A 14,877-nucleotide genomic window follows, 5' to 3' on the forward strand; every position below is an offset into this window, starting at 1 on the left:
GGCGCGCTGACGGATGGCAGGCGCTGCCGCAGCCGCTCCGGAAACGGTCGCAACCCCCGCACGCCGCTGGGTGGTGCTTGCCGTCCTCACTTTTGTTTACGTGCTCAATTTCCTCGACCGGCAGTTGCTAGGCATTCTCGCCAAGCCGATTCAGGACTCGCTGCACATCACCGACGGGCAGCTTGGGCTGATCGGCGGGCTATACTTCGCCTTCTTCTATTGCTTCATCGCCATCCCGGTCGGCTGGCTGGCAGACCGTGCCAACCGCGTTACCGTCCTTTCCGTTGCCTGCGCGATCTGGAGCGCGGCGACCGCGTGCTGCGGAATCGCTGCTACCTACCCGCAGCTAGTCGTCGCGCGGATGGCGGTCGGCTTCGGCGAGGCGGGCGGCGTGCCCCCGTCTTACGCACTGATTACCGATACCTTCCCGCCGGGGCGGCGCGGCATCGCATTCGGCATCTACAATCTCGGGCCGCCGATCGGCGCGGCGCTGGGCATCGCTTTTGGCGCGACGATCGCCGCACTGTTCGACTGGCGCGTCGCCTTTGTCGCGATCGGCATCGTCGGGCTTGTCACTGCCGTGTTGCTGCGCATCTTCATGCGCGAACCCGCACGCGGCGCGCTTGATGGACCCGTCGCGACCGCCCTCGAACAGCCCGCAAAGGCCGGCTTCTGGGAAACGGTGCGGATGTTCTTCACCAATCCGGTGCTGATGCTTGCCTCGCTTGGCAGCGGCGCGACGCAATTCGTCACTTATGGCCTTGGCAATTTCGCGGTGCTGTTCCTGATCCGCGAAAAGGGCATGTCGCTGGGCGAGATCGCCATCTGGTACGCGCTCGTCATGCTGATCGGTATGGGCTCGGGAATGCTGGTTTCGGGCCGCGTGATCGATCGCTTCACCCGCCGTTCGCGCGTCGCTTATGCCACCGCACCGGCAATATCACTCGCGCTGGCGATGCCGTTCTACATCGCCTTCGTATGGGCTGAGCAATGGCCACTGGCGCTCGCGCTGCTCACGGTCGTCAACTTCTTCAACTATTTCTACCTCTCGTCATCGGTTGCGCTGGTGCAGGAGGAGGTTCGCCCCGACCAGCGCGTGCTTTCGGGCGCGCTGCTGCTGCTGGTGATGAACTTCATCGGGCTGGGCCTTGGCCCGACCTATGTCGGCGCGGCGAGCGACTGGTTCGCGGCGCGCGGCGTGGCGCATTCGCTCCAGGCCTCGCTCTACACGCTATCGCCATTCTATCTGATCGCGATCGCCCTGTTCCTGTGGCTGGCTCGCGTGCTGCGCGCCGAAGGAAAGACCAACGCATGATCCGTTTTCATCATCTGCTCGCGTTCGGCGTCGCGGCACTGGCCGGCCCTGTCGCCGCGCAAACCGGCCCCGTAGTCAACGCGCCTTCGGGCGCCGTGCGCGGCAGCACGGAGGGCGATCTTCGCGTCTTCAAGGGCATTCCCTATGCCCAGCCGCCAGTCCACGCGCTGCGCTGGCGCGCGCCGGTCGCGATGGCGCGCTGGCAGGATGTGCGCGCCGCGACCGAGTTCGGCGCCGCCTGCATCCAGCCGGCCGTGAAGGCGCCCAACATCTATTCCGGCGATCCGATGCCTACGAGCGAGGATTGCCTCACGCTCAACATCTGGGGCGCCGGCCAATGCGGCCAAGGCGCCGGTGCTCGTGTGGATCCACGGCGGCGCACTGACCAGCGGATCGAGCCGCGAACCGATGTATGACGGGCGCAAGCTCGCCGAGCGCGGCGTGATCGTCGTATCGATCAACTATCGCCTTGGCGTGCTCGGCTATCTCGCCCATCCCGAGTTGAGCAAGGAATCGCCGCAGCGCGTTTCCGGCAATTACGGGCTGCTGGACCAGATCGCCGCGCTCGGCTGGGTGCGCCATAATATCGAGGCGTTCGGGGGCGATCCCGGCAACGTGACGATCATGGGCGAATCCGCCGGCGGCCTGAGCGTGATGTACCTGCTCGAATCGCCGCTGGCGCGCGGGCTGTTCCACAAGGCGATCGCGCAAAGCGCCTATATGATCTCCACCCCCGAGCTTAAGCGCATCGCCTTCGGCGTGCCGTCTGGCGAGGCGATGGGCCAGATGCTGGGGGGCGGGCTGCAAGCACCCAGTCTGGCGGCGCTGCGCGGGCTGGACGGACAGGCCGTTACCGAAGCCGCCGCGAAGATGGGCTTTATCCCGCTCGGCACCGTCGATGGAATGGTGCTGCCGCAACAGATGGTCTCCGCGTTCGACGAGGGGAAGCAGGCGCCTGTGCCGCTGATGGCCGGTTTCAATCAGGGCGAAATCCGCTCGCTCATGGCGCTTGCCCCCAAGGCGCCCGACAGCGCGGCTGCTTATGAGGCAGCGATCCGCGATCGTTACGGCGAACTCGCCGATGCGTTCCTGCGGCTTTACCCAGCGAGCGATTACGAGGAGAGCATTCTCGCGACGACGCGCGACGGGCTCTACAGCTGGACGGCGGAACGGCTGGCGCGCAAGCAGACGGCGCTTGGCCAGCCTGCCTATCTCTACCTGTTCGATCACGGCTATCCCGCGATGGACGAGGCTGGATTGCATGCATTCCACGCCAGCGAATTGCCGTATCTCTTCGGCACGATGGATCGCACCCCGCCACGCTGGCCGCGCATTCCAAGCGACGCACGCGAACAGGCGCTTTCCGATGCGTTGGCGGATTACTGGACGAGCTTCGCGCGCACGGGGCAGCCCGTGGCGCGCGACACGGCGGAATGGTCCGCTTATGGAACAGCAGGCAATTACATGCACTTCGCCGGAGCGCCGCAACCGGCGACCGGGCTGATGCCGGGCATGTACGCGCTCAACGAGGAAGTGATGTGCCGCCGTAAGGCGACCGGCAAGATCGGCTGGAACTGGAACGTCGGGCTGGCCGCGCCGAAGCTGCCGCCAAAAGCGCCCGGTTGCGGCGACTAAATCCGTGTCGCGGGGCGCGATACCTTTACGGTTGATCGCGCCCCGCTCGACCCCGGGCTAAGCGTGCGCCACCGTTGCCGGATCGGCATAGTTTGCGCGGAGCCGGTTCTTATCGATCTTGCCCGAGGCCGCGAGCGGCATCTCGGCGATCTCCACCACCTGTTGCGGGACCCACCAGTCCGCCACCTTGCCGCGAAGCATGGCGAGCAGCGCGCGCGGATCGGTATCGCTGCCCTGCATCTCGACGATCAGCACCGGGCGCTCGCCCCATTTCGCATCGGTGCGACCGATCACCGCGACATGGCGCACCGCAGGATGCGTGCCGACGATCGCCTCAATTTCGGTCGGGTTGATCCACTCGCCGCCCGATTTGATCAGATCCTTGGCGCGGCCGTTGATCGTCAGATTGCCGCCCGCGTCGATCGTCGCGAGGTCGCCGGTATCGAAATAGCCCTCGGCGTCCAGCGCATCGCTTTCCGCCCGGTAATAGCGATCGAGCACGCTATGCCCCCTGACCTTCAGGTGACCGGACACGCCGCGCTGTTCGGGCAATGTATCGCCCGCCGCATCGGTCAGCTTGAGATCGAGCCCCATGGGGGGCCGGCCCGAAGCACCGGCAAGATTCTGTCCACCGCCGGCTGGCGCGATCGTGCCGAGCGGGGAAAGCTCCGTCATCCCCCAACTGGTCTGCACCTCGACGCCGAGCTGCCGTTCAAGCCGGTGGATCAGCGCATCCGGGCAGGTCGAGCCGCCGATCAGCACGCGCTTCAACGCCGGCAGGTCTTCGCCCGTCGCTTCAAGGTGATCGGCCAGCCCGAGCCACACCGTCTGGACGCCCACCGCCAGCGTAACGCCCTCGTCGCGCATCAACCGCGCGAGGCTCGCACCGTCGAGCGCGCGGCCGGGCAACACCAGCCGCGCCCCCACCGCGGGGCCGGCGAACGGCAGGCCCCAGCCATTGGCGTGGAACATCGGCACCGCGAGCAACAGCGTGTCGCTCGCGGTCAGCCCCATCGCGTCCGCCTGGAGCGAGCGCAGCGTGTGAAGATAGTTCGAGCGGTGGGTATAGACCACGCCCTTCGGATTACCCGTGGTGCCGGAGGTGTAGCACAGGCCGGCCGCCGCATTCTCGTCGAACCCGCCCCATGTGCAGGTCACGCCATGCGCGGTGAGCAGCGCCTCATGCAACCACAGCCGCGCCGGGTGCGCCGCGCCCCATTCGTGCTCGGTCACCACACCATCGAGCACGATGACATGTTCGATCCCCGGACACATCGGGGCTACCTCGCGCAGCAGCGGCAACAGGTCCGCCGCCACCGCGAGCACGCGATCCTGCGCCTCGTTGATCATCGCCGCGAGATGTGCGGGCGTCAGCCGCGGGTTAAGCGTGTGGCACACCAACCCCACGCCCATCGCGGCATAATATAGCTCCAGATGGTGCTGCGTGTTCCACGCCAGCGTCCCCACGCGATCCCCCGGCGCAAGCCCGAGCGAGAGCAACGCCCCCGACATGCGATTGCTGCGTTCGCGCAGCCCCGCATAATCGATCCGGGTTGCCCCATGCCCCGCTTCTCCCCCGACGATTTCGCGGTCGTGAAACCACTTCGCGGCATGATCCAGGAACTTGTCTACCGTCAGGCCGTAAGCTTGCATTGCACCGTGAACGCTTGGAGGAACAGAAAAGGCCGGCCGCCAATAAGCGACCGGCCCGAGAGGATCAGAACACCTTGAGCAGCTTGACGCCGTATTGGCGCGGAGCACCGGCGAAATAGAGCCCGCTGTTGAGCGCCGCCGGATAATGCTGGTTGGTCAGGTTCGTACCGTAAGCGGTAACCGTCCAGGACTTGTGCTCCCACGCGAGCTGCGCATTCAGGATGTTGCGCGCGACAAGCCGGTCGCCCAGCGCCGCGTTTTCGAACAGGGTCGCCCATTGCGCGCCGACGTGGCCGAAATTGGCGCGCGGGATGATCTTGTCGTCCTTGCCGGCGCGGATCTCATATTGCGCGCCGACATTGAACGTCAGGTTCGGCGCATAAGTCTGCCGCCGCCCGGCAAGGTTGATGCAGGTGACGCTGGACGGCCCGGTGAGCGACGCGCAGGGCAGAACGCTCGGGATACGCGGATCGCTGGCGTAGAAAGTGCCAAGCTCGCTGTGCAGCACGTTGATGCCGGCATCGAACGAGAAGCCACCCGCCCGTATTTCGGCCTCGGCCTCGAACCCGTAGATCTTCGTACTGTTCGGAACGTTCAGCTCGATCCCGAAGGTCGGGAAGGTCGGATAGCCGATGATTACCTGGAAATTCTTGTAATCATTGTAGAAGCCGGTGATCGTCGTGCGGAGGTGTCCACCGGCGAAATTGCCCTTCCAGCCAGCCTCGTAAGAGATCACTTCCTCCGGCTTGAACGGATCGGGCTGGCCGAGGCCGACCGGCACGTTAAGGCCGCCGGGGCGGAAGCCGGTCGCGACGAAAGCATAGAGATAATGATCCGCGCTGACCTTCCAGCCGAGCGACGCCTTGTATGAGAAATTGTCCGAACTGGTCGTCTGAACCGCCGGAATGTAGAGCCCGTATTGGAGCACATCGACATAATTGGTCGAACGGCTGGCGGTATAGCGCCCGCCCAGTTCGAGCTTCAAGTTCGGCGTGATGCCGAAGCCGACCTGACCATATACTGCGAGCGACCGCTCCGGATTGCGCCCCTGAAGCTTATATTGGCCCGCTGCCGTGCCCAGCGGCTGGCCGGCCGCCGGCGCGTCGATCACGAACTGATAGGGCTTCAGGAAGAAATAGGTGTTCCACAAGCCCGACGCGCCGACCAGCCAGGTAACGCGGCGATCGTCCGGCGAGATCAGGTTGAATTCCTGAGAAAACTGCGTTTCGGTGACGCTGTCGAAGAAGGTCGAGTTCTTCGTCGTCGCGGTGCTGGCCGTCGCCGCCGTGCCATCGAGATCGGCACGGTACATCGTATTGCCGTTCTGGAAGCCGGAGACCGAACGGAATTTGATGCCGCCGTCGAACTCATAATCGATCTTCAGGATCGTGCGCAGGAACTTGTCCCGCGCCGCCTGCGGCGAATTGAGCGCCATGTCGAACAGGTCGCGATGGCCCGGATTCGGCGTCGAGGTGCCGGGATAGTTCTTGTAATAATCGAGATACGGGCTGGCCGGATAACCACCCATGTCCAGGTAATCGAGATCGGTTTTCGACAGGATCGACAGGCGGTCGTTCGGCTTCCACAATAGGCTCACTCGCCCGGCGATGCTGCGCAGATCGCCCTTGTTGCCGGTATAGGCCGCGCCGCCCGGCCCGGTGATATTGTAGAAACTGTCACGCCGTTGCCCATAAAAGGCCACGCGCGCCGCGAACGTATCGCTCACCGGCAGATTGATCGCGCCCTGCGCGCCCAAATCGTTGTAATTGCCGTAATTAACATTGGCATAGCCGTGAAAGCCGCCGCCGATGATCGGATCGTTGGTGTTGACGAACACCGCGCCGCCGGTCGCATTCTGGCCGACGATCGTGCCCTGCGGGCCGCGCAGCACCTGAATATTGGCGACGTCGAAATAGGGCTCCATCTGGAAATAGCCCGGGAATGAAGGCACTCCGTCGCGATAGGTGATCACGCCGGTCGTCGTCTGCGTGTTGTGCTCGGCCTTGCCGATGCCGCGGACGTTGAAATCATTGCCCTGGCCGAAGTTGTTAACCACCACGCTGGGCATCGCGAACTGGAGCGCATCGACGTTTAGAACACCCTTGTTCTCAAGCTGGTTGCCCGACAGCACCGAAGCCGACACCGGGGTCTTCATCAGATTTTCGTTGCGGCGCTGCGCGGTGACGATGACGTCGCTTTCGTCGGCGGTTGCGGCCGTCTGTGGCGCAGGCGCTTCCTGCGCCGCTGCGGTGCCGCTCCAGGCACATGCGAGCGCCGACGCGCCCAACAGCCATGCCAATCCCTTCATCACATCCTCCCCAATCTTTTAAGCGCCCTTTCCCCGGCGCCGCTGCGAAACGTTGGCGCAAAGACGTGTAGGTTGCAACATTAATTCTCACCAGAGTGAATGAACGGCACAAACGCAATGGGCGTCCCCTCACGCCGGGCCGGCGCGTGAATTGAGATGCGAAAATTGTCGGGGGCGGCTTCTGACCGCTTTGTGTCAGGTGACGACGTCGGGCGCGGTGCGGCCGGTGTGGCGGGTGATGCCGGCGATCGCTTCAGCGGCGGCGGCGATGTCCGCGAGCATCGCGGTCGTATCGGCGTCGAGCGTGCCGCCGACCGGCTCATAGCGTTCGAGATAGACGCGCAACGTGGCGCCGCTGGTGCCGGTGCCGGAGAGGCGAAACACGACGCGGCTGCCGCCTTCGAACAGCACGCGGACGCCCTGCCGCTCGCTGACCGAGCCATCGACCGGATCGTGATAGGCAAAATCATCCGCCGCCGCGACGGTGAGCGGGCCGAAAGCGCGGCCGGGAAGGCGGACGCTCGCGGCACGCAATTCGACCATCAGCGCATTGGCGTGTGAACTTTCGATCGCTTCATAATCGTGCCGCGCATAATAATTGCGGCCGAAGCGCGCCCAGTGATCGTGCGCGATCCGCGCCACGGACTTGCCCGTGACGGCGAGAATGTTGAGCCACAACAGCACCGCCCACAGCCCGTCCTTTTCGCGGACATGATCCGATCCGGTGCCCGCGCTTTCCTCGCCACAGATCGTCGCCATCCCGGCATCGAGCAGATTTCCGAAGAACTTCCAGCCGGTTGGCGTCTCGAACGCAGGCACGCCGAGCGCCGCCGCGACGCGATCGGCCGCCGCGCTGGTCGGCATCGAGCGCGCAATCCCCTTCAGCCCATGGGCATAGCCCGGCGCGAGATGCGCATTGGCGGCGAGCATCGCGAGACTATCGGACGGGGTGATGAAAATACCGCGTCCGATGATGAGGTTACGATCGCCATCGCCGTCAGACGCCGCGCCGAAATCGGAGGCATCGGGCGCCATCATCAGATCATAAAGCGCGCGCGCATGGACCAGATTGGGATCGGGATGGTGGCCGCCGAAATCCTCCAGCGGTGTTCCATTCAACACCGTCCCCGGCGCGAACCCCAATCTTCGTTCAAGAATTTCAATCGCATAAGGCCCGGTCACCGCGCTCATCGCATCGAACTTCATGCTGAGCCCGGCGCCACGGATCGCGGCGAAATCGAACAAGCGCTCCATCATGTCGGCATAGTCGGCGACTGGGTCGATCACCTCGACCTCGAGGCCGGCGAGTGTGGAAATTCCCGGTGTGTCGATATCCACAGCCGGTACGTTCACGATACGAAAGGTGTCGATCGCGGCGCTTCTGTGGAAAATCGCCTCGGTGATTTTCTCCGGCGCGGGGCCGCCGTTGGCGACATTGTACTTGATCCCGAAATCCTCATCCGGGCCACCGGGATTGTGGCTGGCGGACAGGATCAGCCCACCGATCGCGCCGCGCTTGCGGATCAGATGCGAGGCGGCGGGCGTCGAGAGGATACCCCCCTGCCCCACCACGACCCGGCCGAAGCCATTGGCCGCCGCCATGCGGATCGCCGTGGCCGTAACCTCACGGTTGAGGAACCGGCCGTCGCCGCCGATCACCAGCGTCGCGCCCTGCTTCCCCTCCACCACGTCGAACACCGACTGGATGAAATTCTCCGCATAATGCGGCTGCTGAAAGACGCGGACCTTCTTGCGCAGGCCGGAGGTGCCCGGCTGCTGATCAGGATAAGGCGTGGTGGCGACGGTTTCGATCATGCCGGCTTGAAGCATGCCGGGGTCGCCCCCGGCAAGCGCCGACGCGCATCAGACGGTGAAGCTTTCCCCGCAGCCGCACGCGCCCTTGGCATTGGGATTGTTGAAGACGAAGCCCGCGGCGAAATCGTCTTCCACCCAATCCATCGTCGAGCCGATCAGATAGAGGATCGACCCGCCATCGACATAGAGCGTGCCGCCCGGCGTTTCGATCTTCTCGTCGAACGCCACCGCCTCGCTGACATAATCGACCGAATAGGCGAGGCCCGAGCAGCCGCGACGCGGGGTGGAGAGCTTGACGCCGATCGCCCCTTGCGGCGCTTTGGCCATCAGCGCGGCGATCCGCACCTCTGCTGTCGGCGTGAGGATGAGCGCGGCAGGGCGCACACGGGCCTTCACCTCGCTCATCACAACATCCCCAGCTCGAGCCGCGCCTCATCCGACATCTTGGCCGGATCCCATGGCGGATCCCAGACAAGGTTCACATCGGTGAAGGCGATGCCGGGCACCGCGCTGACCCGCATCTCCACCTCGCCGGGCATTGATTCCGCCACCGGGCAATGCGGCGTGGTGAGCGTCATGGTGACGACGGCATGGCCATCGTCAGTAACCTCGACGCCATAGATCAGCCCGAGATCATAGATGTTCACCGGGATTTCGGGATCATAGATTTCCTTCAGCGCATCGAGCACCGCCTCGTAAAGCGCGCCACCCGGCTCGCCCGCAGCGGCGGCGGCCGGCTTTTGCGCGAGGAAGCCGGAGAGATAATCGCGCTTGCGCTCGAACGTCTCGCTTACCGTTTCCTGCGCATCCTCAACACGCGCGCGGGGCGGCGACGCCACTGCGTCCACTTCCTCGATGCGGATCGGGTCGTTCATCCGAAAATCCTCGTCACTCGCTCGATACCCTTCACCAGCGCTTCGATATCCGCCGCGCCATTATACACGCCGAAGCTGGCACGCGCCGTCGCCTCCACGCCCAGCGCCTCCATCAGCGGCTGCGCGCAATGGTGGCCGGCGCGGATCGCCACACCCGCTTCATCCAATATGGTGCCGACATCGTGCGGATGCACCCCATCGACCGTGAAGGAGACGATCCCGGCCGATTCCGCCGGCCCGAACAGCCGCACCGAATTGAGCTGCATCAGCCGCGCACGCGCCTCGGCGACCAGCGCCGCCTCATGCGCGTGGATGCGATCCAGCCCAAGCCCGGCGACATAATCAATCGCGGCGTGAAGCCCGATCACCCCGATGATATGCGGCGTCCCCGCCTCGAACCGCGCGGGCGGCGGGGCATAAGTGGTCTTGGCGAAGGTCACGCGATCGATCATCGCGCCGCCGCCATGCCATGGCGGCATCGCATCGAGCAGCTCGGCACGCGCCCACAACACGCCGATCCCGGTTGGGCCGTAGAGCTTGTGCCCGGAAAAGACGTAGAAATCGCAATCGAGCGCCGCGACGTCCACCGTCAGGCGCGCCACCGCCTGGCACCCGTCGATCAGGATCTTCGCGCCGACACCATGCGCCAGATCGGCGGCGCGGCGCGCATCGAGCACCGAGCCGAGCACGTTCGAGACATGCGCCAGCGCGACCAGCTTATGCTCCGGCCGCAACATCGCCGCCATCGCGTCCAGATCGATGCGGTGATCGGCGGTGAGCGGGACAACGTCGATCGCCGCGCCGACGCGCTCCGCCACCATCTGCCACGGCACGATATTGGAATGATGCTCAAGCTGGCTGAGCAGGATGCGGTCGCCCGCCTTGAGCTGATTGGCGGCCCAGCATTGCGCGACGAGATTGATCCCCTCCGTCGCGCCGCGCACGAAGATGCATTCGTCCGGCTGGCCACCGATGAATTCCGCCACCCGCCGCCGCGCCGCCTCAAACGCAAGCGTCATGTCGGCGGAACGCTGATAGACGCCGCGATGCACCGTGGCGTAGGTTTCGCCATAGCCGCGCGCGATCGCATCGACCACGACCTGCGGCTTCTGCGCGGTCGCGGCGGTATCGAGATACGCCCAACCGGCGGGGATTGCGGGGAAATCCGCCACCACGTCGAGCAGGCGTTCAGCGGCGGCGAGCGTCGTCATAGCGCCGCGTCCAGCCATGCATCGGCGTCCGCCGCGAACACGTCGCGCACCGCATCATGCCCGATCCGATCGAGCGCGTCGGCGACGAAGGCGTGGGTCAGCAATGCCTCCGCGCGGGCCGGGGCGATGCCACGGCTCTGCATGTAGAACAGCGCGCGCGCATCGAGTTCGCCGACCGTCGCGCCATGCGCGCATTTCACGTCGTCCGCGAAAATCTCCAGCTCGGGCTTGAGGTTCACGGTCGCGGTGCGATCGAGCAGCAGCCCGCGCAGGCTCTGCACGCCATCGGTTTTCTGCGCGTGGCGCGCGACATCGACCCGCGCGGCGAGGCTCGTCTGGCTGCGATCGGCGGCGACCGCGCGCCAGGTCTGGTTGCTGGCGCCGTTGGGGGCGACATGGCGAACGGAGACGGCGCATTCCTGCCGCTGCTCGTCACGCGTCAGCAGCGCGCCGCCGTAATCGACGAACGCGCCGTCGCCGGCCAGCGTCAGTTCCGCGTCGATCCGGCTGCTCTGCCCGCCGACGCCGAGGAAGATGGTGACGAGGCTCGCCGCCGTCGCGACGCGGGTTTCCTCACGCAGCGAAACGAAGCCCGCCGACTGGAGCAGCCGCACCGAGCGCATCAGCCGCGCGCCCGTGCCGAGCGAAACGCGGGTGAAGCAATTCGCCCAGCCCGCGCCGACGAAGGTTTCCACCACCTCCGCCACCGCATCGTCGGCCAGCACGATCTCTGCCGGCAGATGGCTTTCGCCGCCTGTCGCGACATGGATGATCTGCACCGGGTCCGCCGCCGCCTCGGCATCGAGCCGCAGCGCCCAGCCCTTGCCGGTCGCGCGGCGGCCGAGCGGGTGCGTGCCCGCGTCGATCTCCGCAAGCACGACGCGGCGCAGCGTGCTGCGCGCCTCATCCAGCACGCCATCGACGAACAGCAGGCGCGCGCCGCGCAGATCGAGGAAATCGGCCTCGGGTGCTGCCACCGGCGCGAGCGTCGCGGCATTCGCCAGCGCCCCGAGATCGGCCCAGCGCCACGCCTCCTCGCGGGGGGAAGGAAGATCGAGCACGGCGCTCATTACGCCGCCACCTCCACATAGCCTTCGCGTTCGAGCTGCAACGCCAGCTCCGGCCCGCCGGTACGCGTGATGCGGCCGTCATCGAGGACGTGGACGAAATCGGGCTTCACGTAATCGAGCAGCCGCTGATAATGGGTGATGAGCAGCACCGCCTTGTCAGCGTGCCGCATGATGCGGTTGATGCCATCGCCAACGATGCGCAGCGCATCGATATCGAGGCCGCTGTCGGTCTCGTCGAGGATCGCGAACTTGGGCGCGATGACGCCCATCTGCACCATCTCGTTGCGCTTCTTCTCGCCGCCGGAAAAGCCGACGTTGACCGGACGCTTGAGCATCTCGGCATCCATTTCGAGCTGCTTCGCCTGTTCGCGGGCGAGCTTCAGGAACTCGCCGCCCGACAGCGGCTTTTCGCCGCGCGCGTGGCGCTGGGCGTTGAGGCTCTCGCGCAGGAACTGGACGTTCGACACGCCCGGAATCTCGACCGGATACTGGAAACCGAGGAACAGCCCGGCGGCGGCGCGCTCATGCGGCTCGAGTTCGAGCAGATCCTGCCCGTCGAACGTCACCGAGCCTTCCGTCACCTCATAGCCGGGGCGGCCGCCGAGAACATAACCCAGCGTCGACTTACCCGCGCCGTTCGGCCCCATGATCGCATGGATTTCGCCCGCGTTGACGCTGAGCGTCAGCCCCTTGAGGATCGGCTTGCCGTCGACTTCGGCGTGGAGGTTTTCAATCTTCAACATGCACTGCTTCTTTCAATTCCTGTATCGCGGCGGCTCATTGCCTGTCCCGCCCCCGCACGAACGCGGCCACCTTCACCTCTACGCAATTGGCCAGCGGCTCGGCCTGCGTCACGCCGCCGTCGAAACAGGCGACGGTCGCATCGCATGCCACGCGGTCGATATCGGCATCGCCGCTCGACACGCGCGCCTGGCACCCCTGCACCTTGCCGCCCTCCACCTGCGTCGCGATCCGCAGCCGCTTGAGCGCGGCCACGACGACATCGTGCTGCGCGGGCGGCGGCGCATCCTGAACACTGGCGAGAAGCAACATCGCCGCGAGGATCACCCGACGCTCCCCTCAAGGCTGATGCCGAGCAGCTTCTGCGCCTCGACCGCGAATTCCATCGGGAGCTGCTGGAGCACCTCGCGCGCGAAGCCGTTGACGATCAGCGCGACCGCCGCCTCCTGATCGAGCCCGCGCGACATGGCGTAGAACAGCTGATCCTCGCTGATCTTGCTGGTCGTCGCCTCATGCTCGATCTGCGCCGATGGGTTGCGCACCTCGATATAGGGCACGGTATGCGCGCCGCACTGATCGCCGAGCAGCAGGCTGTCGCATTGCGTGAAGTTGCGCACGCCCTCGGCCGTCGGGGCGACGCGGACGAGCCCGCGATAGGTGTTGTCCGAATGCCCGGCGCTGATCCCCTTCGACACGATGGTCGAGCGGCTGTTCTTGCCGAGGTGAATCATCTTGGTGCCGGTATCGGCCTGTTGCCGGTTGTTCGTCACCGCGACGGAATAAAACTCGCCGACGCTGTTCTCGCCCGCCAGCACGCAGCTTGGATATTTCCAGGTGATCGCGGAGCCGGTTTCCACCTGCGTCCAGCTGACCTTGCTGTTCTTGCCCTGACACAAAGCGCGCTTGGTGACGAAATTGTAGATGCCGCCGACGCCGTTTTCATCGCCGGGATACCAATTCTGCACGGTGGAATATTTGATTTCGGCATCGTCGAGCGCAACCAGCTCGACCACGGCGGCGTGGAGTTGGTTCTCATCGCGCATCGGCGCGGTGCAGCCTTCGAGATAGGACACATAGGCGCCCTTGTCCGCGACGATCAGGGTGCGCTCGAACTGGCCGGTATTCTCCGCATTGATGCGGAAATAGGTCGACAGCTCCATCGGGCAGCGCACGCCCTCTGGAATGTAGACGAACGTGCCATCGGAAAAGACCGCGCTGTTCAAGGTCGCGAAGTAATTATCGTGCTGCGGCACGACCTTGCCGAGCCACTTCTTCACCAGATCGGGATATTCGCGGATCGCCTCGCTGATCGACAGGAAGATCACCCCCGCCGCCTTCAGCTCCTCGCGGAAAGTCGTCGCGACGGACACGCTGTCGAACACCGCATCGACCGCGACCTTGCGCGCGCCCTCCACACCGGCGAGCACCTTCTGCTCCTCAAGCGGAATGCCGAGCTTTTCATAGGTGCGGCGGATTTCCGGATCGAGTTCGTCGAGCGAGCTTATCGTCTTCTTCTGCTTCGGCTCGGCGTAGTAATAAGCATCCTGATAATCGATCGGCGGGATGTTGAGCTTGGCCCATTCGGGGCTCTCCATCTCAAGCCATTTGGCATAGGCCTTCAGCCGCCAGTCGAGCATCCATTGCGGCTCGCCCTTCTTGGCGGAGATATAACGCACCGTATCTTCGGACAGGCCCTTGGGCGCGAAATCCTGCTCGATATCGGTGGCGAAACCCCATTCATATTTCTTCGAGACGGCAGCGAGCGCCTCGGCATTCTTGGTGGCCATTACGCCATCACCTCCTGATGCGCCGCCGGTTCGCCCGACAGCGGCGTCGCGGCGAGATGCGCCAGCGTCACCCCGGCGAGCGCGCCGCGCACCGCGTTGTTCACGACATTCCAATGCGGCTTCACGCGGCAATTCCCTTCAATGGCGCACTCATGATCGCCCGCGTCGACGCACGACGTGAGCGCGATCGGCCCTTCCACCGCTTCGACGATATCGGCAAGGCTGATCGTCGCCGGTGGACGCGAGAGCCGGAAACCGCCACCGGTGCCACGCGCGCTTTCGATCAGCCCTGCGGCGGAAAGCCGGCTGACCAGTTTCTGCGCGGTGGGCAACGGCACGCCCGTCTCTTCCGCCAGCATGGTCGCGTTGAGACGCCCCGCCCCGCCGCAATGGCGCGCGGCAGCGGACATCAGGACGACCGCATAATCGGCAAGGCTCGACAGGCGCATGACTTTAAGGTTTCGACC

Annotated in this window: 14 protein-coding genes; 3 read left to right on the plus strand and 11 right to left on the minus strand. The window is 65.1% G+C overall.

What is annotated here, in order from left to right:
• The first annotated feature begins 13 nt into the window (after positions 1-13).
• From P0Y64_02665 to P0Y64_02675, 3 genes are read left to right on the plus strand one after another with little or no spacing between them, the layout of a single operon-like run.
• Positions 14-1,315 (plus strand): MFS transporter, encoded by a 1,302-nt coding sequence (locus P0Y64_02665; GenBank protein ID WEK43751.1) that lies wholly within the window; start codon positions 14-16, stop codon positions 1,313-1,315.
• On the plus strand, positions 1,312-1,731 hold the full coding sequence (locus P0Y64_02670) for a carboxylesterase family protein (GenBank protein ID WEK43752.1): 420 nt from the start codon (positions 1,312-1,314) through the stop codon (positions 1,729-1,731). Before P0Y64_02665 ends, P0Y64_02670 begins: the two co-directional genes overlap by 4 nt.
• The gene (locus P0Y64_02675; protein ID WEK43753.1) at positions 1,670-2,950 is read left to right on the plus strand and encodes a carboxylesterase family protein; all 1,281 of its coding nucleotides are present in this window, start codon (positions 1,670-1,672) and stop codon (positions 2,948-2,950) included. Before P0Y64_02670 ends, P0Y64_02675 begins: the two co-directional genes overlap by 62 nt.
• A gap of 57 nt (positions 2,951-3,007) precedes the next feature.
• On the opposite strand, the gene P0Y64_02680 is transcribed toward P0Y64_02675, so the two are convergent.
• From P0Y64_02680 to P0Y64_02730, 11 genes are all read right to left on the minus strand, one after another.
• On the minus strand, positions 3,008-4,603 hold the full coding sequence (locus P0Y64_02680) for an AMP-binding protein (GenBank protein ID WEK43754.1): 1,596 nt from the start codon (positions 4,601-4,603) through the stop codon (positions 3,008-3,010).
• 64 nt (positions 4,604-4,667) lie between these two features.
• Positions 4,668-6,911 carry a TonB-dependent receptor gene (locus P0Y64_02685; GenBank protein WEK43755.1) on the minus strand — a complete coding sequence of 748 codons (2,244 nt, stop codon included), beginning with the start codon at positions 6,909-6,911 and terminating at the stop codon, positions 4,668-4,670.
• Positions 6,912-7,106: 195 nt separating this feature from the next.
• Entirely contained in the window at positions 7,107-8,726 is a 1,620-nt protein-coding gene (locus P0Y64_02690; GenBank protein ID WEK44948.1) for an alpha-D-glucose phosphate-specific phosphoglucomutase, read from the minus strand.
• A gap of 48 nt (positions 8,727-8,774) precedes the next feature.
• Positions 8,775-9,131, minus strand: a complete 357-nt coding sequence (locus P0Y64_02695) for an iron-sulfur cluster assembly accessory protein (protein ID WEK43756.1) — start codon at positions 9,129-9,131, stop codon at positions 8,775-8,777.
• Complete coding sequence (locus P0Y64_02700; GenBank protein ID WEK43757.1) at positions 9,131-9,601, minus strand: SUF system Fe-S cluster assembly protein; 471 nt, start codon at positions 9,599-9,601, stop codon at positions 9,131-9,133. Before P0Y64_02700 ends, P0Y64_02695 begins: the two co-directional genes overlap by 1 nt.
• The gene (locus P0Y64_02705; protein WEK43758.1) at positions 9,598-10,812 is read right to left on the minus strand and encodes a cysteine desulfurase; all 1,215 of its coding nucleotides are present in this window, start codon (positions 10,810-10,812) and stop codon (positions 9,598-9,600) included. Before P0Y64_02705 ends, P0Y64_02700 begins: the two co-directional genes overlap by 4 nt.
• Entirely contained in the window at positions 10,809-11,882 is a 1,074-nt protein-coding gene (locus P0Y64_02710) for a SufD family Fe-S cluster assembly protein (GenBank protein WEK43759.1), read from the minus strand. The genes P0Y64_02705 and P0Y64_02710 overlap by 4 nt, the downstream gene beginning before the upstream one ends.
• Positions 11,882-12,625, minus strand: a complete 744-nt coding sequence (sufC, locus tag P0Y64_02715) for a Fe-S cluster assembly ATPase SufC (protein WEK43760.1) — start codon at positions 12,623-12,625, stop codon at positions 11,882-11,884. Before sufC ends, P0Y64_02710 begins: the two co-directional genes overlap by 1 nt.
• A gap of 34 nt (positions 12,626-12,659) precedes the next feature.
• Entirely contained in the window at positions 12,660-12,950 is a 291-nt protein-coding gene (locus P0Y64_02720) for a hypothetical protein (protein WEK43761.1), read from the minus strand.
• Entirely contained in the window at positions 12,947-14,410 is a 1,464-nt protein-coding gene (gene sufB / locus P0Y64_02725) for a Fe-S cluster assembly protein SufB (GenBank protein WEK43762.1), read from the minus strand. The genes P0Y64_02720 and sufB overlap by 4 nt, the downstream gene beginning before the upstream one ends.
• Positions 14,410-14,859 carry an SUF system Fe-S cluster assembly regulator gene (locus tag P0Y64_02730; GenBank protein ID WEK43763.1) on the minus strand — a complete coding sequence of 150 codons (450 nt, stop codon included), beginning with the start codon at positions 14,857-14,859 and terminating at the stop codon, positions 14,410-14,412. Before P0Y64_02730 ends, sufB begins: the two co-directional genes overlap by 1 nt.
• Positions 14,860-14,877: the final 18 nt, after the last annotated feature.

Source organism: Candidatus Sphingomonas colombiensis (assembly GCA_029202845.1).
Classification (GTDB): domain Bacteria; phylum Pseudomonadota; class Alphaproteobacteria; order Sphingomonadales; family Sphingomonadaceae; genus Sphingomonas; species Sphingomonas colombiensis.

Excerpts from the sequence above, each read along its gene's own strand:
- P0Y64_02665 (WEK43751.1), top strand. The coding sequence starts at position 14 with ATGGCAGGCGCTGCCGCAGCCGCTCCGGAAACGGTCGCAACCCCCGCA.
- P0Y64_02670 (WEK43752.1), top strand. The coding sequence starts at position 1,312 with ATGATCCGTTTTCATCATCTGCTCGCGTTCGGCGTCGCGGCACTGGCC.
- P0Y64_02680 (WEK43754.1), bottom strand. The coding sequence starts at position 4,603 with ATGCAAGCTTACGGCCTGACGGTAGACAAGTTCCTGGATCATGCCGCG.
- P0Y64_02685 (WEK43755.1), bottom strand. The coding sequence starts at position 6,911 with ATGAAGGGATTGGCATGGCTGTTGGGCGCGTCGGCGCTCGCATGTGCC.
- P0Y64_02690 (WEK44948.1), bottom strand. The coding sequence starts at position 8,726 with ATGATCGAAACCGTCGCCACCACGCCTTATCCTGATCAGCAGCCGGGC.
- P0Y64_02695 (WEK43756.1), bottom strand. The coding sequence starts at position 9,131 with ATGAGCGAGGTGAAGGCCCGTGTGCGCCCTGCCGCGCTCATCCTCACG.
- P0Y64_02700 (WEK43757.1), bottom strand. The coding sequence starts at position 9,601 with ATGAACGACCCGATCCGCATCGAGGAAGTGGACGCAGTGGCGTCGCCG.
- P0Y64_02705 (WEK43758.1), bottom strand. The coding sequence starts at position 10,812 with ATGACGACGCTCGCCGCCGCTGAACGCCTGCTCGACGTGGTGGCGGAT.
- P0Y64_02710 (WEK43759.1), bottom strand. The coding sequence starts at position 11,882 with ATGAGCGCCGTGCTCGATCTTCCTTCCCCCCGCGAGGAGGCGTGGCGC.
- sufC (WEK43760.1), bottom strand. The coding sequence starts at position 12,625 with ATGTTGAAGATTGAAAACCTCCACGCCGAAGTCGACGGCAAGCCGATC.
- sufB (WEK43762.1), bottom strand. The coding sequence starts at position 14,410 with ATGGCCACCAAGAATGCCGAGGCGCTCGCTGCCGTCTCGAAGAAATAT.
- P0Y64_02730 (WEK43763.1), bottom strand. The coding sequence starts at position 14,859 with ATGCGCCTGTCGAGCCTTGCCGATTATGCGGTCGTCCTGATGTCCGCT.